The sequence below is a fragment of the Bradyrhizobium sp. USDA 4354 genome (genome assembly GCF_054060315.1).
Map to the genome: position 1 here is coordinate 1,947,294 of NZ_JBSSDC010000001.1, position 18,182 is coordinate 1,965,475.

At 64.5% G+C, this 18,182-nt stretch carries 13 protein-coding genes and 1 pseudogene; 8 read left to right on the top strand and 6 right to left on the bottom strand.

Annotated features, from left to right (window positions below; all coding sequences use genetic code 11):
• Positions 1-55: 55 nt before the first annotated feature.
• Positions 56-1,174 carry a 4-hydroxyphenylpyruvate dioxygenase gene (gene hppD / locus ACVIIV_RS09160; protein ID WP_456743894.1) on the top strand — a complete coding sequence of 373 codons (1,119 nt, stop codon included), beginning with the start codon at positions 56-58 and terminating at the stop codon, positions 1,172-1,174.
• Positions 1,175-1,321: 147 nt separating this feature from the next.
• Here the strand turns inward: hppD and ACVIIV_RS09165 are convergent, their stop codons facing one another.
• The 4 genes from ACVIIV_RS09165 to ACVIIV_RS09180 form a co-directional block, all read right to left on the bottom strand.
• Complete coding sequence (locus ACVIIV_RS09165; protein WP_456743895.1) at positions 1,322-2,446, bottom strand: CaiB/BaiF CoA transferase family protein; 1,125 nt, start codon at positions 2,444-2,446, stop codon at positions 1,322-1,324.
• 424 nt (positions 2,447-2,870) lie between these two features.
• Positions 2,871-3,671 (bottom strand): FAD binding domain-containing protein, encoded by an 801-nt coding sequence (locus ACVIIV_RS09170; RefSeq protein WP_456743896.1) that lies wholly within the window; start codon positions 3,669-3,671, stop codon positions 2,871-2,873.
• A gap of 140 nt (positions 3,672-3,811) precedes the next feature.
• Positions 3,812-6,154 (bottom strand): xanthine dehydrogenase family protein molybdopterin-binding subunit, encoded by a 2,343-nt coding sequence (locus tag ACVIIV_RS09175; protein WP_456743897.1) that lies wholly within the window; start codon positions 6,152-6,154, stop codon positions 3,812-3,814.
• 80 nt (positions 6,155-6,234) lie between these two features.
• Positions 6,235-6,720: a (2Fe-2S)-binding protein gene (locus ACVIIV_RS09180; protein ID WP_456743898.1), complete on the bottom strand. Its 486-nt coding sequence runs from the start codon at positions 6,718-6,720 to the stop codon at positions 6,235-6,237.
• Between the two features lie 731 nt (positions 6,721-7,451).
• Here ACVIIV_RS09180 and ACVIIV_RS09185 point away from each other — a divergent pair.
• From ACVIIV_RS09185 to ACVIIV_RS09210, 6 genes and pseudogenes are all read left to right on the top strand, one after another.
• Positions 7,452-7,902: pseudogene (locus tag ACVIIV_RS09185) on the top strand (SRPBCC family protein).
• Positions 7,903-8,347: 445 nt separating this feature from the next.
• A complete protein-coding gene (locus ACVIIV_RS09190; RefSeq protein WP_456743899.1) occupies positions 8,348-10,063 on the top strand; it encodes a PQQ-dependent methanol/ethanol family dehydrogenase in 1,716 nt (571 codons plus the stop codon).
• Between the two features lie 160 nt (positions 10,064-10,223).
• Positions 10,224-11,402, top strand: a complete 1,179-nt coding sequence (locus ACVIIV_RS09195; protein ID WP_456743900.1) for a c-type cytochrome — start codon at positions 10,224-10,226, stop codon at positions 11,400-11,402.
• 150 nt (positions 11,403-11,552) lie between these two features.
• Positions 11,553-12,245, top strand: coding sequence for a response regulator (locus ACVIIV_RS09200; RefSeq protein WP_456748689.1), 693 nt, complete (start codon positions 11,553-11,555; stop codon positions 12,243-12,245).
• Positions 12,242-12,373, top strand: a complete 132-nt coding sequence (locus ACVIIV_RS09205; protein WP_456743901.1) for a hypothetical protein — start codon at positions 12,242-12,244, stop codon at positions 12,371-12,373. The genes ACVIIV_RS09200 and ACVIIV_RS09205 overlap by 4 nt, the downstream gene beginning before the upstream one ends.
• On the top strand, positions 12,373-13,065 hold the full coding sequence (locus tag ACVIIV_RS09210; RefSeq protein WP_456743902.1) for a response regulator: 693 nt from the start codon (positions 12,373-12,375) through the stop codon (positions 13,063-13,065). Before ACVIIV_RS09205 ends, ACVIIV_RS09210 begins: the two co-directional genes overlap by 1 nt.
• 147 nt (positions 13,066-13,212) lie before the next feature.
• On the opposite strand, the gene ACVIIV_RS09215 is transcribed toward ACVIIV_RS09210, so the two are convergent.
• Together ACVIIV_RS09215 and ACVIIV_RS09220 are read right to left on the bottom strand one after the other, a co-directional pair.
• Positions 13,213-14,568, bottom strand: coding sequence for a hybrid sensor histidine kinase/response regulator (locus ACVIIV_RS09215; protein WP_456748690.1), 1,356 nt, complete (start codon positions 14,566-14,568; stop codon positions 13,213-13,215).
• A 5-nt stretch (positions 14,569-14,573) separates the two neighbouring features.
• Entirely contained in the window at positions 14,574-15,740 is a 1,167-nt protein-coding gene (locus ACVIIV_RS09220; protein WP_456743903.1) for an FIST N-terminal domain-containing protein, read from the bottom strand.
• A gap of 264 nt (positions 15,741-16,004) precedes the next feature.
• Between ACVIIV_RS09220 and ACVIIV_RS09225 the strand changes: the two genes are divergently transcribed.
• The gene (locus tag ACVIIV_RS09225; RefSeq protein ID WP_456743904.1) at positions 16,005-18,044 is read left to right on the top strand and encodes a methyl-accepting chemotaxis protein; all 2,040 of its coding nucleotides are present in this window, start codon (positions 16,005-16,007) and stop codon (positions 18,042-18,044) included.
• Positions 18,045-18,182 lie beyond the last annotated feature (138 nt).

Below are 18,182 nucleotides of genomic sequence, written 5' to 3' on the forward strand. Positions count from 1 at the left end.
CCCTTGCACGCTTCATGAAGGATAATTCCTCGCAGCAGCCATTTGGGAGAACGCCATGGGTCCGTTTCCGCACGACGCACCGCCGGCCACTGTTAGCACCGACAATCCGATGGGCACCGACGGCTTCGAGTTCGTCGAATACGCCCATCCCAATCCGCAAGAGCTGCACGCGCTGTTCAAGCTGATGGGCTATGCACCCGTCGCGCGCCACAGAACTAAGAAAATCACGGTCTATCGCCAAGGCGATATCAACTATCTCGTCAACGAGGAGCCCGGCACCCACGGCTATGAATTCGTCGCCGCCCACGGCCCCTGCGCGCCGTCGATGGCGTTCCGCGTCGTCGACGCCAAGGCGGCCTATGACCGCGCAATCGCGCTCGGCGCCGAGCCTGCCGATGCATCATCCGCGCAGAAGACGCTCGACGTGCCCGCGATCAAGGGCATCGGCGGCAGCTTGCTCTATCTGGTCGATCGCTACGGTGACAACGGCTCGGCCTATGATGCCGAGTTCGAATGGCTCGGCGCGCGCGATCCCAAGCCGGTCGGCGCCGGCCTGTTCTATCTCGACCATCTCACCCATAACGTCCATCGCGGCCGCATGGATGTCTGGGCCGGCTTCTACGAAAAGCTGTTCAACTTCCGCCAGATCCGCTTCTTCGACATCGAGGGCCGCGCCTCCGGCCTGTTCTCGCGCGCGCTGACCAGCCCGGATGGCAAGATCCGGATTCCGATCAACGAGGACGCCGGCGATTCCGGCCAGATCGAGGAATATCTGAAGACCTATCGCGGCGAAGGCATCCAGCACATCGCCTGCGGCTGCCGCGACATCTACCGCACCATCGAAGGCCTGCGCGAGGCCGGCCTGCCGTTCATGCCGTCGCCGCCCGATACCTATTTCGAGCGGATCGATACGCGCCTGCCCAAGCACGGCGAAGACGTCGCACGGCTCCGGAAGAACGGCATCCTGATCGACGGCGAAGACGTGGTCGAGGGCGGCCAGACCAAGGTGCTGCTGCAGATCTTCTCGGCCAACGCGATCGGCCCGATCTTCTTCGAGTTCATCCAGCGCAAGGGCGACGATGGTTTTGGCGAGGGCAATTTCAAGGCCCTGTTCGAATCGATCGAGGAGGACCAGATCCGGCGCGGGGTGCTGAAGGTGGAGAACGCGGCGTAAGCTGCCGTTCTCAGGCGCGCTGCAGCGTCAAAACAGGTATCGTAGGGTGGGCAAAGCGAAGCGTGCCCACCATTTCTATCGGGATCGCGAAAGGTGGTGGGCACGGCGCTATGCGCCTTTGCCCACCTACGGATTTGTGCGCTGGGGCTACTTCGCCGCCTTCCACGCCTTCGTCACCGCGGCGATCTCTGCGGCCTCCGGCTCGCGCACCGCCGACGGCGTGCGTGAGAATCTCGGCGCCGGGGCCGGCTGCTTCACGCCGTGGCGCTCGACGAAGACGTTGCGCGCGACCATGTGCGGATGCTCGGTCGCTTCCGACATGGTCAGCACCGGCGCGAAGCAGATGTCGGTGCCTTCCATGATCTTGCACCAGTCCTCGCGCGTCTTGCTCTTGAACACGGCCTTCAGCTTCTCCTTCAGCGCCGGCCAGGCGTTGCGGTCCATCTGGGCGTCGAAATCGGCGTCCGTCAGGCCCGCATGCTCGCGCAGCAGCGCGTAGAATTGCGGCTCGATCGAGCCGATCGAAATGAAGTGCCCGCAAGCGCATTCATAGACGCCGTAGAAGTGCGCGCCGCCGTCGAGGAAGTTCTGGTTGCGTCCCTCGGTCCAGCGGCCGATCGTGGCCATGTCGAAGAAGAACGACATCAGCGAAGCCGCGCCGTCGCACATCGCGGCATCGACGACCTGGCCCTTGCCGGACTTCTGCGCTTCCAACAGCGCTGCGAGCACACCGACGACGAGATAGAGCGCGCCGCCGCCGAAATCGCCGACCAGGTTGAGCGGCGGCACCGGCGCTTCCTTAGGTCCGATCGCGGCGAGCGCGCCGGTGATGGAGATGTAGTTGATGTCATGGCCGGCGGCGTTGGCGAGCGGGCCTTCCTGGCCCCAGCCGGTCATGCGGCCATAGACCAGTTTCGGATTGCGCGCGAGCACGATTTCGGGGCCGAGCCCGAGCCGCTCCATCACGCCGGGACGAAAGCCCTCGACCAGCGCGTCGGCGCTCGCGAGCAGGTCGAGCACCGCTGCGATCGCGGCCTTGTCCTTGAGGTCGAGCTCGATCACCTTGCGGCCGCGGCCCGCCACCGACTTCATGCTCTTCTTGGCGCCGACGCGGTCGAGCGTGACGACATCGGCGCCCATGTCGGCCAGCATCATGCAGGCGAACGGGCCGGGGCCGATGCCAGCGAATTCGACGATGCGGAAGCCCGAGAGCGGGCCGGAGGTGCGGACGGACGAGCCTTCTGATTGTTCTTGGGCTGATTGATCGAGCACGTTGTTGTTTCCTCGGGTCGCAGGCGGATGCCGGTGATCCGGCAATCGCCTCGGACGTTCCTCTGTGGGCGAGTTAATTGACCGATTAACTTTTCTCGCCTTCACGCCAGCGAGGCAAGCGGTTTTCATGCCGCATGGCCAAAATAAAGCGGCACGTACCGAAGTGCGCGCCGCGGAAAATTTGTGCTGAGACGCTGTCTTAACCTCTCCCCGCTCTTGCGCGGGGAGAGGTCGGAATTTGCGCGCCGCGCGGATTCCGGGTGAGGGGCATGGCAATGAGCCGACCGCGATCAAAGATCTCTCCGGCACCTGATCGCATGCAAGATGCATCGAATAAGCGGAGGCAGCCCCTCACCCCACCCTCTCCCCGTAAGAACGGGGAGAGGGAGTGAGAGAACTTGCCTTGTCGTCTAGATTGCGATGGTCAGCCCGCTGCGGCCACCGCACGCTGCGCCATCACCTTGACGAGATTGGCGCGGTACTCCGCCGTGCCATGGATGTCGGCGAGCAATCCGCTCGCCGGAATGCTGACGCTGTCGATCGCTGCCGGCGACCAGTTCGCCTTCAGCGCGGCTTCGATCGCAGGCACCCGCATCACGCCATTCTGCGAGGCGCCGGTGGCGGCCACCCGAACCTCGCCCGACTTGGTCTGCGCCACGAACACGCCGGTCAGCGCGAAACGCGAGGCCGGATGCGGCATCTTGGAATAGCCCGCTTTCGCCGGAACAGGGAACGACACGGCGGTGATGATCTCGCCGTCGTCAAGCGCCGTGGTGAACAGGCCCTTGAAGAAATCGGCCGCCGCGATCGACCGCTTGTTGGTCTTCACGGTCGCGTCGAGCGCGAGCAGTGCGGCCGGATAGTCCGCGGCGGGGTCGTTGTTGGCGATCGAGCCGCCGATCGTGCCGCGATAGCGCACGGCGGGATCGCCGATCAGCGAGGCCAAATAGGCGAGCGCAGGGATCGCCTTCTTGGCGGTGTCGCTGGTCGCGACATCGTAATGCGGCGTGGCGGCCTTGACGGTCAGCGTATCGCCGGACGCTTCGATGCCGATCATGTCCTTGATCTTGGCGACATCGATCACGTCGGAGGGGCCTGCGAGACGCTGCTTCATCACCGGCAGCAATGTCTGGCCGCCGGCAAGGAACTTCGGCTCGCTGCTCTTGCCGAACAGGCTGGCGGCTTCGTCGACCGAGGAGGCGCGATGATAGGTGGTCTGGTACATCTTGGTTGCTCCTGAAATCGTTTCTCTGTCATTCCGGGATGCGCCTGATAGCGCAGACCCGGAATCTCGAGGTTGAATTCGTGGCTCCAGATTCCGGATTCGACGCTTCGCGTCGCCCCGGAATGACGACGATGAGGCGGTTAAGCCGCGTGGATCGTGCGCCACACCCGGTCAGGGGTTGCGGGCATTTCCAGATTGTTCTTGCCGATCGCATCCGTGATCGCGTTGATCACGGCAGCTGACGCCCCGATCGCGCCGGCCTCACCGCAACCCTTGATGCCCAGGGGATTGCCCGGGCACAGCGTCGTGGTGTGGGAGAGGTTGAATGAGGGCAGGTCGTCGGCGCGCGGCATGGCATAGTCCATGAACGAGGCCGTGACCGGCTGGCCGTTGGCATCGTAGATGGCGTGCTCGAGCAACGCCTGACCAATGCCTTGCGCGAGGCCGCCATGGACCTGGCCCTCGACGATCATCGGGTTGATCAGCCGGCCGAAATCGTCGGCCGCGACGAAGTTGACGAAGGAGGTCTTGCCGGTGCCGGGATCGACCTCGAGTTCGCAGATATAAGCGCCGGCCGGGAAGGTGAAGTTGGTCGGATCGTAGAAGGCGCTCTCCTTCAGGCCCGGCTCCATCCCGTCAGGCAGATTGTGCGCGGTATAGGCTGCGAGCGCGACCATCGGGAAGGCGATCGCCTTGTCGGTGCCGGTCACCTTGAACTCACCGTTCTCGATGACGATGTCGGCCTCCGAGGCTTCCAGCGCATGCGCTGCGATCTTCTTGGCCTTGGATTCCATCTTCTCCATGGCCTTCAGGATCGCGGTGAGGCCAACGGCCGCCGAGCGCGAGCCGTAGGTGCCCATGCCGAACTGCACCTTGTCGGTGTCGCCATGGACGATCGAGACCTGGCTGATGGGAACGCCGAGACGGTCCGCCACCAGCTGGCAGAACGTGGTCTCGTGGCCCTGGCCGTGGCTGTGCGAGCCCGTGAGGATCTCGATGGTGCCGACGGGGTTGACGCGGACCTCGGCCGATTCCCACAGACCGACGCCGGCGCCTAGGCTGCCGACCGCCTTCGACGGCGCGATGCCGCAGGCCTCGATATAGCAGGACACGCCGATGCCGCGCAGCTTGCCGTCGGCTTTCGCCTTGGCCTTGCGGGCGGGGAAGCCGGCATAGTCGATCGCCTTCATCGCGGCATCGAGCGAGGCGTTGAAGTCGCCGGTGTCGTAGGCCATGATGACCGGCGTCTGGTGCGGGAACTGGGTGATGAAGTTGGTCCGGCGCAATTGGGCCGCATCGACATTCAACTGCCGCGCCGCCGTTTCCATCAGCCGCTCGATCAGATAGCTCGCTTCAGGGCGGCCCGCGCCGCGATAGGCATCGACCGGCGTAGTGTTGGTGTAGACCCCGATCACCTCGGCATGGATCGCCGGGATGTCGTACTGGCCCGACAGCAGCGTCGCGTAGAGATAGGTCGGCACCGAGGACGAGAACAGCGACATATAGGCGCCGAAATTGGCGTAGGTCTTCACCTTGAGGCCGGTGATCTTGTTGTTGGCGTCGAACGCCATCTCGGCATGGGTGACATGGTCGCGGCCATGCGCGTCGGTGAGGAAGGCCTCGGTGCGGTCGCCGGTCCATTTCACGGGACGTTCGACCTTCTTCGAGGCCCACAGCGCCACCATCTCCTCGGGATAGATGAAGATCTTGGAGCCGAAGCCGCCGCCGACGTCGGGCGCGATCACGCGCAGCTTGTGCTCGGGCGCGATGTTGTAGAATGCCGACAGCACGAGGCGGGCGACGTGCGGGTTCTGCGACGTCGTGTAGAGCGTGAAGTGCTCCTCCGCCGCGTCGTAATCGGCGATTGCCGCGCGCGGCTCCATCGCGTTCGGGGCGAGGCGGTTGTTGGTGACGTCGAGCTTCACCACGTTGGCGGCCTTGGCGAAGGCTGCATCGGTGGCGCCTTCGTCACCGATCACCCAGTCATAAACCTGGTTGCCGGGGGCCTCGGGATGAAGCTGCGGCGCGCCTGCCTTGATCGCGGCGTGCATGTCGGCGACCGCGGGAAGTTCTTCGTAATCGACAACGACCGCTTCCGCGGCATCGCGCGCCAGATTCTTGCTTTCGGCGATCACGACGGCGACGGCCTGGCCGACGAAGCGCACCGTCTCCGGCGCCATGGCCGGCCATGCGCCCATTTTCATCGGGCTGCCGTCCTTGGAGGTGATGGCCCAGCCGCAGATCAGGTTGCCGACCTTGTCGTCGACGAGCTGCTTGCCGGTGAGCACCGCGACCACGCCCGGCATCTTCAGTGCGGCGGAAGAGTCGATCCCCTTCACCTTGGCGTGCGCGTGCGGGCTGCGGATGAAATAGGCATGGGTCATGCCCGTCAGCTTGATGTCGTCGACGTAACGGCCCTTGCCGGTAATGAAACGCTTGTCTTCCTTGCGCACGACGCGCGCGCCGATGCCTTCAACACCCATGTCTGGTCCTCCCGACCGGAAATTTGTTGACCCGCGCTTTCCCTTGAAAGCGGCAGTTGTTTTCTTGTCGCGGCGCCGTTCTACTCGGCCGCCTGCGCAACCTTCATGCGGCCGGCTGCATCCAGCACGGCTTTGACGATGTTGTGGTAGCCGGTGCAGCGGCAGATATTGCCCTCGAGCTCGTGACGCACGGTGGCCTCGTCGAGCTGGCTACTATGGCGCTGCACGATGTCGATCGCAGACATGATCATGCCCGGCGTGCAATAGCCGCATTGCAGGCCGTGATTGTCGCGGAAGGCGGCCTGCATCGGGTGCAGCTCGTCGCCCTTGGCGATGCCCTCGATGGTGGTGATGCTGGCGCCGTCGGCCTGTCCCGCCAGCATGGTGCAGGATTTCACCGCCCTACCGTCCATGTGAACGACGCAGGCGCCGCACTGGCTGGTGTCGCAGCCGACATGGGTTCCCGTGAGATTGAGGTGATCGCGCAGGAGCTGGACCAGCAGCGTGCGGTCCTCGACGTCGACAGCAACGGCCTTGCCGTTGACCGTCAGTTTGACTGTAGACACGTGAAGTCCTCCCAGAGTGATTTTGATTGGTTCTAATTAGAGACAGCGCGAGCGAAACTTTGCAACTGGGATTTTGGCGACCGCGCGTCATGTAAAAGACATCGTGCGGCCGTCGCAGTCGCACGATCCGGTCACGACATTCCGCGCCGCCGCCAGTGCGTGGCGCGACCTTGCAGGAAGCTTGCGGAAACGGTCGCTCCTCCATCCGCGATGGCGTCCGCGACGGCCATCATGCGAAGCGCTTGTCCTGGTGGTGCGTGGCTTGGTCATGCCTGCCACTAGCCCCTGGACCAGGCCCGGTCGTGCGTCGTTTCTCCCTTGATGCTTCGTTCGTTGCACGAATAGGAGCACGCGCTCCCGCCTTTGTAATCGCGATCTTGGTAGTAGGCGGCGACCGTCTAAGCCCTTGATTTTACTTACGGCGATGCAGCAAACCGTTGCCGACAGGCCGCGCCGGCCGAGTGTTGCGACTCGAACAGTCCACTCCGTCATTCCGGGGCCCGAGCGAAGCGAGGGAGCCCGGAATCCATCGAGCGTCAGAGTAGGTGGACGGATGGATTCCGGGCTCGCGACCATCGGGCCGCGCTTTGCGCAGACCCGTTGGTCGCGCCCCGGAATGACATTGAATGAATGAGACGCGGCAAGGCAGGACTAGTACTTCCTGGCGATTGATCGCAGCCAAGGGGCCCCCTAGTCGAACCGTACAAGCAACGGCCAAAAGGGTGGAAGCGATGCAGATGAACGACAGTCAGCGGATCCCGGCGTCGAAGGCCACGGTGTGGGCTGCGCTCAACGATCCCGATATTCTCAGGCGCTGCATTCCCGGCTGCCAATCGCTCGAGATGGCATCGCCGACGGAGATGACCGCGACCGTGGTGCTGAAGGTCGGTCCAGTGAAGGCGACGTTCAGCGGCAAGGTGACGCTGGCAGACATCGATGCGCCCAACGGTTACCGCATCGTCGGCGAAGGCGCCGGCGGCGTCGCCGGCTTTGCCAAGGGGCGGCGCGAAGGTCAGGCTGGAAGAAGAATCGCCTGACGTCACCATCCTGCATTACGAGGCCGACGCGCAGATCGGCGGCAAGCTCGCACAGCTCGGCTCGCGGCTGATCGAGTCCACGTCGCGCAAACTTGCCGCGAACTTCTTCCAAAGCTTTGCGGCGGTGGTAGCGCCATCATCGTGACCGATGCACAGCATCGCTGCACGCGACGATGCAAGGTCGCCGCAAACTCCCCTGTCGTCCCGGACAAGCGTAAGCGCAGATCCGGGACTCATAGCCACAGGCAGAGGTGGTTACGGGGACTCGGAGTTGTCAGCCTGCGCCAAACTGAGTCCAGCGCTCACTTCGTTCGCTTGTCCGGGACGACGACCGAGAGTGAGGCGACGTCGTCGGTCGCCACACGCGCTTGATGCATTTCGACCTGCAAATCAAGGCAAAGAGTCGAGCTTCGACAACGAGATGAGCGGCGAAAGCCGCCAATGATTTGCACTACTACCTTCCGCCTATACTAAGCGCGAGGAGGCGATGCTGTAATTTCGAACGATGGCTCGCAGGCAAACTGCGCATCACGAGCGCAGCCCGCTCAGCGCCCAACGAGGCGTGCACAACAACATCGCGGAGGGAATACATGACCTTTGGAACGAAGGGCTTCTTGGCCGGCATCTCCATGATTGCGATGCTCGCCGCCATTACACCGGGCGTTCGCGCCAACGATTCCCTGCTCAAGGCGCAATCCGATTCGAATCAGTGGGCCGTCGCGGGCCACGACTATGCCAACACCCGCTTCAGCCCGCTCAAGCAGATCAACACCGAGAACGCCGGCAAGCTGACGCTCGCTTATTCCTTCTCGCTGGCGTCGCTGCGCTCGAACGAATCCTCGCCGATCGTCGTCGGCAACACGCTCTACGTTTCGAGCTCGTGGGGGCCGAAATACGTCTATGCGCTCGATGCGGCCACCGGCGCGCGGAAATGGACCTGGGAGCCCGACATTCCCGAGGACGTGCTGCAATACGCCTGCTGCGACGTGAACAATCGCGGCGTCTCCTATGCCGACGGCAAGATCTTCGTCGGCCGCCTCGACGGCAAGCTGACGGCGCTCGATGCCGCGACCGGCAAGTCGCTGTGGACGGCGAAGGTGGTCGACTACAAGCAGGGCTCGGTCATCACCTCGCCGCCGCTCGTCGTGCGCGACAAGGTCATCACCGGTTTCGGCGGTGGCGAATACGGCGTGCGCGGCGCGTTGCAGGCCTTCGACATCAACACCGGCAAGCAGGTGTGGCAGACCTACACCGTTCCTTCGCCGGACGAGCCCGGCGGCGATTCCTGGAAGGGTGACTCCGCCCAGCATGGCGGCGGCGCGGCATGGCTTGTCGGCTCCTACGATGCGAAGACCGACACGGTCTATTGGGGCACCAGCAATCCCGGCCCGTGGAACACTGCGGTGCGTTCGACCGGCGATGGCAATTTCGGCAAGCTGACCAACCTCTACACTGCCTCCACGCTCGCGCTCGATCCCAACACCGGCAAGATCAAGTGGCATATCCAGACCACGCCGGCCGACGCCTGGGACTATGACGGCGTCAACGAGGCCGTGCTCGCGGATCTGAAGATCGGCGGCAGCACCGTTCCGGCCCTCATGAAGGCGGACCGCAACGGCTTCTTCTTCGTCGCCAATCGTGAGACCGGCAAGGTGTTGTCGGCGGAGAAATACGTGTTCTCCAACTGGGCCAAGAAGTGGGACGTCGCCACGATGCGCGCGGTCGAGGATCCCGACAAGCGTCCCGGGCCGAATCATCCCGCCAAGGACATCTGCCCGAACCTGATCGGCGGCAAGAACTGGCAGCCGATGTCGTTCAACCCGCAGACCGGCCTCGTCTACATCCCGTCCAACAATGTCTGCATGGACTGGTCGGTCAGTGATGTCGCCTACAAGCGCGGTGTGTTCTATCTCGGCGCCGAATTCCCGACCAAGGAAGGTCCCGGCGGCTTCCTCGGCGAACTCGTGGCCTGGGATCCGGTCGCGCAGAAGAAGGTCTGGTCGATCAAGGAAGACCTGCCGTTCAACGGCGGCACGCTGACCACCGGCGGCGGTCTCGTGTTTGCCGGCAACATCCATGGCGATTTCCGCGCCATCGATGCGAAATCCGGCAAGGTGCTGTGGAGCAAGAATCTCGGCTCCGGCATCGGCGCGGGTCCGGTGACCTACCAGGTCGACGGCAAGCAATATGTCGCCATCGTCGTCGGCCGCACGGCTGCGCTGCCTGCGTTCCTGGGCGAGGTAGGAAAGAAGATGACAGCCGCAGCTCCCGAGGGCGGTTCGCTCTTCGTGTTCTCCGTCCAGTGACCACTCGCGCGCGTATCCTCGAGGTGACGGATACGCGCGCGCTTTCTCCAGACATGAACTGCGGCATCGGCCGACGCCTGGTGCCGCCGCGCCTGGGTCAGCAAGCTCCGGCCTAGCAACGCCAAGGCAAACGCCGAGGCAAACGCCAAGGGAGACGAGGATGCGTGCCAATCATTCTGCCATCGGTGCGAGCCGACGCCGCTCCATCGCAAGCCTGCTCGCATGTGCCGCAGCGGCGCTGACCGTTCCGGCCGCGCCGCTGCACGCCGACGAGGCGCAGCCGCTCCGTCTCTGCGCCGATCCCACCAATCTTCCATTCTCGAGCGATAGTCCGTCGAGGCCGGGCTTCTATGTCGAGATCGGACAGGCGCTGGCGCAGGCGCTCGGCCGGCCGGTCGCCTACGACTGGTACAAATCCTATTTCGGAAAGCGCACCGTGCGCGTCACGCTGCTCGGCAAGCAATGCGACGCCATGATCGGGCTGCCGCGGTCCGAGGATTTCATGGGACCGGCCGTGATCTTCTCCAACGCCTTCGCGAAAGAGGGCTATGCTCTCGTGGCCGCCAAGGGCCAGGCACTCGGCGGCATCGACGGCCTCAGGGGCAAACGGGTTGCCGTGCAGTTCGCCAGCACGCCGCAAAACCTGCTCGCGAGCCGCGACGACATCGAGAAGGTGACGGTGCTGTCACCGGAGGAAGGCATGCAGGCGCTCGACCGGGGCAGGGCCGACGTCGCCTTCATCTGGGGGCCGGTCGCCGGCTGGCTGAACAAGACCAGCTACAATGACCGCTACCAGATCGAGCTCACCGAGGGCGAAGGCCTGTCGTGGGATGCGGCCATCGGCTTCGCGAAGACCTCGACTGAGCTACGCGATCGCGTCGATGCCGTCCTGCCGCAGCTTCAAAAGACGATCGGCGAGCTCGTGGTGAAATACGGTCTGCCGACCGGCGAACCGGTCCGCTTCGGCGCGGCGCCGGCGGCAGTCACGACGGGAACGGGAACCGGAGCCGGCGTGGCGCAGGTCGCCAATATGGCGGCGACCGAGACCAAGGGCGATGCGGTCGCACCGGGCGCCGAGGCCGTCGGCGCGGGCAAGGAGATCTTCAACGGAACCTGTGCGCACTGCCACGGTCCCGACGCGATCCAGAGCGAGCGGAAGATCGATCTGCGGCTGCTGCGTCACCGCTACGGCGACGAGATGCGCGAGAAGTTCTGGACCACCGTGCACGAGGGGCGGCCGACCAAGGGCATGCCGGCCTGGAAGGAGGTCTATACCGACGACCAGTTCAACAGCATCTATTCCTTCCTGCTGACGGTCCAGTCCGAATCGAACGACTGAACGGTCTTGACCGAACCCGATCGGGAGGATGTGCTACCGTCCATCCGGCACCATCCCGGCGCCGGAGGGGTGCCGTATGGTGCTGCCTCTTCCGCTACGGCGGTGGATGCCCGTATGGTGGGCTATTCGGCGGTGCAGTGTGAAGGCGCCATGACCAGCATCCTGATCATCGACGATCATCCGTTGTTTCGCGAGGCGCTCGGCAATGCGGTGCGGCTGGCCTTGCCGGAGGCGCGGATCCTCGAGGCGATGTCGATCGAGGATGCCTTTCATATCCTGACGGCCGAGCAGGGCGAGGGCATCGATCTCGCGCTGCTCGACCTGTTGCTGCCGGATGCGACCGGCTTCTCCGGCTTCCTGCGTTTGCGCGAGGCCTATCCGCGCCTGCCTGTTGCCATCGTGTCGAGCGAGGAGGACCAGCGCATCGTCCGCGAGGCGCTGGAGCTCGGGGCCGCCGGCTATCTGCCGAAGTCGATGTCGAAGCGCGAGCTGGCGCAATCGATCGAGGGCGTGCTGAATGGATCGGTGTCGGTGCCGAAGGATTTCGTGGCGGCGCCGCAGCGGCGGCGGGCCGAGGCCAGCAAGGCGCTCGAGGTCAAGCTGCGCGAGCTCACGCCGCAGCAGCTTCGCGTGCTCGAGCTCCTGCGGCGCGGCTATCCGAACCGGCAGATCGCCCAGGAGCTTCAGCTCGCCGAATCCACGGTGAAGGCGCATATCACCGAGATCTTACGCAAGCTCGGCCTGTTCAGCCGCAACAAGGCGATCATCGAGATCGGCAAGGTGGATCTGCCGGATCCAAAGAGCCGGCCCTATGCGCGGGCCGATCGCGGGCGGCCGCAATGACGGGCGATGTCGAGCTTGACGTCGAGCTTGACCTGGATCAAGCCGGCCTGACCCGGCTGGGACATTCTCGTTTCGACCTCGAACCCGTCAATCATCTGGGTAATTATCCAGGAATGGCTCATACGTGATGCAATTTCTGATTGTCGAAGACCATCCACTGTTTCGCGAGGCCCTCGAGGGCGCGCTCCAGATGGTGGCGCCGGCGGCTGAGATCCTTCAGGCGACGTCGATCGACGGTGCGCTCGAGCGGGTCGCGGCGACCACCGAGCTCGACCTCATCCTGCTCGATCTGTCGATGCCGGGCACCACAGGTCTTTCGGGCGTCATCCGCATCCGCAAGGGGTTTCCCAGGATTCCTGTCGTCATCGTATCCGGCCATCAGGATCCGCAGATCATGTCCGGCGCCCTGTCGCTCGGCGTGTCCGGCTACATCCTCAAATCATCGTCCAAGCAGGATCTGGCGGAGTCGATCGGCGAGGTCCTGCGCGGCTCGGTCTGTGTTCCCGCCGCGTATCGCGGACTTGTTCGCCCGCAACGCCCGTCCGGCCCCGCGCAGGATCTCATCAGGCGCCTGCACGAACTGACGCCGCAGCAATTGCGCGTGCTCGAAATGCTCAAGCGCGGCCTGCAAAACAAGCAGATCGCCTATGAGCTGAAGATCTCCGAGACCACCGTGAAGGTCCACGTGTCCGACATCCTGCGCAAGCTCAACGTGCTCAGCCGCACCAAGGCCATCGTCGAAATGTCCCGGATCGATTTTGCGACGCTGGCCGAGGGCAGCACGACGAGGCGCGAGCGGGCACATCCCGACCAGCAGTGACGCGATTGTCGCCTGGTTTGCCGCGGCGGGGCGCAACATCCGACAAGGTAATTCATCGATAAGTCAAAGTCATAGCTTCACGTAAGATATTACCGGTACTGTGCATGGGGTTGTTTTGCGATATTTGATGTGCGCCAGCCGCGCGCTCTAGCTCAGCAGGAATGACAGCAGCGCCCGCATCTCGGCCGGCTTGATCGGCTTCTTCAACACTTCGAGGCCGTGGAGGCTCGCCTCCTTCGCCGCCTGTTCGGAATAGTCGGCGGTGATGATCATGGCGGGCGTGTCGAGCTTCAAATGCTCCCGGACATCGGCGATGGCCGACAGGCCGCTCTCGCCGTGATCGAGATGGAGGTCGGCAATCACGACATCGGGCGCGCCGCCGAGCTCGCTGAGGCGCAACCGCGCGTCCGCGCCCGATCGTGTGGTCGCGACGTCGCAGCCCCAGCCCTCGAGCAGTGCGGCCATCGCCTCCGAGCCGTTCGGATCGTTCTCGATCAGCAGGATCTTGGCGCCTTCGAGCCCACTATAATTGTAGTGCCGCGCGGCGAGCTTGACCTCATGCACCCCGTCGTCGACCTCGACGAGGTCGATCGGCTCCAGCTCCAGGGTGAAGGTCGATCCCCTGCCGAGCTGCGACGACAGCCGCACCTCGTGCCCGAGCACGGTTGCGAAGCGGCGGACGATGGAGAGACCGAGCCCGAAGCCGGCCTGGTCGGTCGCGATTGCCTCGCCGCGCTGGAATTCGCGGAAGATCGCCTCCTGCTGCGCCTGCGCAATCCCGGGTCCGGTGTCGGAGACCTGGACGCAGATCTGGTCGCCCCGCGGCCGGCATCCCATGACGACGCCGCCGCTGCGGGTATAGCGAATGGCATTGGCGAGCAGGTTCTGGAGGATTCGCCGCAGCATCATCGCATCCGACATCACCGCCAGCTGAGAGCTGCGGATGCGCAAGGACAGGCCTTGCCGCGCGGCGATCGGCTCGAACTCGTTGCGGAGCTGCTCGAACAAGGGCGCCAGCGCGATCGCGCGCACGTCGGGCTTGAGCGCGCCGGCGTCGAGCTTGGCGATCTCCAGCAGCGACCGCAGCAGGTCCTCCAGCATCACCAGTGAGCGGTCGGCCTGATCGATGAGCAGGCCGGCCTCCTGCGATTCCATCATCTCGGTCAGCGCGGACAGGGTCAGGCGCGCCGCGTTGAGCGGCTGCAACAGATCGTGGGTGACCGAGATCAGCACCGAGGATTTCAGCGAGCTTGCCGCCTCCGCCTGCTGCTTGGCGCGGTAGAGACCCTCATTGGCGCGCTCGACCGAATGCAGCGCCTCGCGCAACTGATGCGTCCGGTCGCGGACCTTGTGGTCGAGCGCAATGGCGGTTTCGAACAATGAAAAGGCGTTGAGCTGCTGGTCCATCGAGCGCTCGACGCGCGACATCAGCGCGGCATTGATCTTCCTCAGCTTGGCGGCTTCGTGCCGCAGCTGGTCGACCGCATCGGGACCCTGCCACATGTCCGTCACGACGGGCGCCTTCCGATCGCGACCCCCGTGAAGGTCTGGTTCACATGCATCGAGCCGAACTGCTCGCCATAGGTGTGAAAGCCGATCACGCGGTTCTGCCGGTACAGTTCGGACATGTCGCGGGCGAGCTGGTGCTGCTCGGCGTCGAGCCGGCGGAGCAGGCACTCGAAGCCGATATAGAGCGAGACGTCTCCGATCTGGTCGCGAATTTCGGCAAACGTCTCGCGGGTCGAGCCGACCAGGCTTCGCGACGTCGCCGCCGTCAGCACCATGCCCTCGTCGATGGCGCAGAAGAAGTGCAGGGAGCCGTCCGGTTCGACGCGCTGGATCGAGCGCGCGTAATAGGAGCCGCCGACGCGCACCAGCACCGGATGCGACGCAAAGGAGAACGGATCGAGCTTGGCATCCATGATCCCGACCATGCGCGAATATTCCAGTGCGGCCGGCTCTGCGTTCAGCTCCCTGACCATTCGATTTTCGATGTCGGCCTCGGTCACGACCATCTTCTGCGCCCGCGGCTCGAAGTTGTCGCACTTGAAGACGCGGAACGGCAACGACGTGTTCAGCAGGATCAGCAGGGCGGCATTGGTGTGCGCCTTGCCGCCAAAGAACACCCAGGTCTTCTCGAAGCGCATCCCGTCGCCGGCGGATCCGCCGACGACCGGAATGTCGTCCAGCGAGGCATAGATCGCGGACATCACCGCTTCCTCGCGGCGGCACAGCCCGTCGATCAGGACCAGGCCGAAGGGACTGCCACGATCGACCTGCGGGGTAGCCCGCAACAGCTCGTGCCGGAGCTCACCGCCGATCCTGCGGCCGTCCTCGACGCGGAAACTGTCGAGGTTGAAGATGGGCCGCACCGCCGCGGAGAAATCGGTACGGCTGAAGGCCAGCGCCACGACGCTGTTCTCGTCCCAGCCATCAGGGGCAAGCTCGCCGGCAGTGGTACAACCGCAGACCTGGGTCTCATCGAATTGCCGGGTGATCTCGGCGATGAAGTGGTGGGGATCGTAGCTCGGGGAGAGGAACACCAGGATCAGCGCCAACTCGTCAGAGGGGAGCTGGGCCGCCAGTTCGGCCACGGCTTCATCGACGCTCGCAGCCTTCGACTTGGCCACGGCAACGCCCGACGCGCCGCCAAACCGAAAATCGGTTTGCCCCACTCCGTTTCTCCCCTCGAGGACCAGCTCGGTCTAACGCCAAGTGCCTTATAAGTATTCGAGAGTAAGGCGTTTTCCGGTTAGCCGCAACACGGCGCCTGGTCCGTGCAAGGCCGGACAAGCCCTGCGGAGGAGCTCTCCATCCAGAATGCAGACCGGACGGATTTACCACCCCTTGAGGATTCTGCCCTAATTTTACGCACGGTTCGGAAAGGGCTGCTTCCGGGCCGCAGAATCGCTGCAAAGAACATGAGCTGGGGGTTGGGAATGTCCAGGCGTATCGCCTCGCCGTCGAAGCGCACATTATTTCCGACCCTCAGGTTCCGCGCAAAGATCATTCTCGGCTTCGCCGCCGTGCTGGTGATCTCCGCCGGCAGCATGGCCTTCTCCTATCTCGGCTTCGAGCGGGTTGCCTCCGGGGTCGGATCCTACCGCAGCAGCGTGTCCGAGGCCGATCTTGCCCGCAACATCGACCGCGAGCTGCTCGCCTATCGTTCGGCCGTCAAATATTTCGTCGTCACCGGCAAGGAAGACGACGCCAAGGCGGCGCTCGACGCCGAGGCTAGTCTGAAGAATGCCATCGAGCAGGCCGTCAACGGTGCCAAGAAACCGGCGCGGCAGGAAAGCCTCGGCAAGCTCGCCAAGGAGTTTTCCAGCTTCTCCGCAACCTTCGCAAAAGTGCTCCAGGCCAAGCGCGACAGCGCGTTGCTGGTCCAGAACCAGCTCCAGCGCAACGCCAATCTCCTGAAATACAAGCTCGACGACATCGGCAACAACGCGTCCGACGCCGAAGCGCAGGCGATCGAGTTCGGCACCAAGCAGGTCAACGCCCAATTCCAGACCGCGAGTGCCGCGGCGACCAATTTCGTGCTGACGTCCGACCAGGCGATCGCCGCCAGCGCGCTGGCGCGGCTGAAATTCGTCGAGAACTCGCTCGGCGCGGTCTACTCGATGGACGACAAGATCGTCGCCGGCCTGAAAGATGCCAAGGCGCTGCTCGGGGCCTATCGCGAAGCGCTGGAGAATCTGATCACCAACGCCAAGCTGGTCGACGATCTCGTCACCGAGATGAACGGCTCGGCTGGCGCGATCCTGCAGGGAGCCACCGCCATGAAGGCGGACCTCGTCGCCGAGCAGCAGCGGCTGGATTCGGAATCGGAGGCGACCATCGGGCAGACCGAGCAGCTGGTGCTGATGCTGGCGGTCGGCGGCACGCTGCTTGGCGCGGTTCTCGCCTTCCTGCTCGGCACCGGCATCTCGCGTCCGATGATCGCGATGTGCAAGGCGATGCGGGAGCTGGCCTCGGGCAATTTCGACGTCGTGCTGCCGGGCCTCGGCCGCAAGGACGAGATCGGCGAGATGGCCGGCGCGGTCGAGGAGTTCAAGATTCAAGCCGTTGCCAAGGCCGAGCGCGACGCCGCCGCCAGCGAAGTCCAGAACCGGGAGCAGGCCGCCGGCCGCCGCGCCGAGCTGATCCGCTTTGCCGACGATTTCGAGAGCGCGGTCGGCGCCATCGTCTCCAACGTCTCGGCCTCGGCCGTGCAGCTGGAATCGGCGGCCTCCACCCTGACCCGCACCGCCGAGACCACGCAGAGCCTGTCGAGCCAGGTCGCCGGCGTCTCCGAGCAGGCCTCCTCCAACATGCAGTCGGTCGCGACCGCGACCGAAGAGCTCTCGGCCTCGGTCGAGGAGATCGGCCGCCAGGTCCGCGATTCCAGCCGCATCGCCGAGGCCGCCGTGGTGCAGGCCAGGGAAACCGACGGCCGCATCGGCAAGCTGTCGCATGCCGCCCAGCAGATCGGCGAAGTGGTCAAGCTGATCACGGCGATCGCCGAGCAGACCAACCTGCTCGCGCTCAACGCCACCATCGAGGCCGCCCGCGCCGGCGAGGCCGGCCGCGGCTTCGCGGTCGTGGCGAGCGAGGTGAAATCGCTGGCAAGCCAGACCGCGAAGGCAACGGACGAGATCTCCTCACACATCTCGGGCATGCAGGGTGCCACCGCCGAATCGGTCGCCGCCATCAAGGAGATCGGCGCGACCATCGGCCAGATCTCGTCGATCTCGACCTCGATCGCGAGCGCGGTCGAGCAGCAGGGCGCCGCCACCCAGGAGATCGCCCGCAGCGTCCAGACCGTCGCGCAGGGAACCCAGACCGCGGCCACCGATATCGGCGAGGTCAACCGCGGCGCCGCCGAGACCGGCTCGGCTTCGGAAGAGGTGCTGAACTCGGCCAAGACCCTGTCGAGCGAAAGCACCCGTCTCCGCGCCGAGCTCGACCGCTTCATGGCGAATATCCGGGCGGCGTAGGTTCGCGGCCTCTAAGTTCGCGGCGTGAAGCCGACCCTATCGCCTCACACTCGCTGTCGTCCCGGACAAGCGCGCCTTAACAATTTCCCGCGTCGTCTAACCGCAAGTTGCGACGCCATAAATTTACCGTGGCTTATC

Excerpts from the sequence above, each read along its gene's own strand:
- ACVIIV_RS09175 (WP_456743897.1), bottom strand. The coding sequence starts at position 6,154 with ATGGGTGTTGAAGGCATCGGCGCGCGCGTCGTGCGCAAGGAAGACAAG.
- hppD (WP_456743894.1), top strand. The coding sequence starts at position 56 with ATGGGTCCGTTTCCGCACGACGCACCGCCGGCCACTGTTAGCACCGAC.
- ACVIIV_RS09205 (WP_456743901.1), top strand. The coding sequence starts at position 12,242 with ATGACGGGCGATGTCGAGCTTGACGTCGAGCTTGACCTGGATCAAGCC.
- ACVIIV_RS09195 (WP_456743900.1), top strand. The coding sequence starts at position 10,224 with ATGCGTGCCAATCATTCTGCCATCGGTGCGAGCCGACGCCGCTCCATC.
- ACVIIV_RS09215 (WP_456748690.1), bottom strand. The coding sequence starts at position 14,568 with ATGTGGCAGGGTCCCGATGCGGTCGACCAGCTGCGGCACGAAGCCGCC.
- ACVIIV_RS09210 (WP_456743902.1), top strand. The coding sequence starts at position 12,373 with ATGCAATTTCTGATTGTCGAAGACCATCCACTGTTTCGCGAGGCCCTC.
- ACVIIV_RS09190 (WP_456743899.1), top strand. The coding sequence starts at position 8,348 with ATGACCTTTGGAACGAAGGGCTTCTTGGCCGGCATCTCCATGATTGCG.
- ACVIIV_RS09225 (WP_456743904.1), top strand. The coding sequence starts at position 16,005 with ATGTCCAGGCGTATCGCCTCGCCGTCGAAGCGCACATTATTTCCGACC.
- ACVIIV_RS09170 (WP_456743896.1), bottom strand. The coding sequence starts at position 3,671 with ATGTACCAGACCACCTATCATCGCGCCTCCTCGGTCGACGAAGCCGCC.
- ACVIIV_RS09200 (WP_456748689.1), top strand. The coding sequence starts at position 11,553 with ATGACCAGCATCCTGATCATCGACGATCATCCGTTGTTTCGCGAGGCG.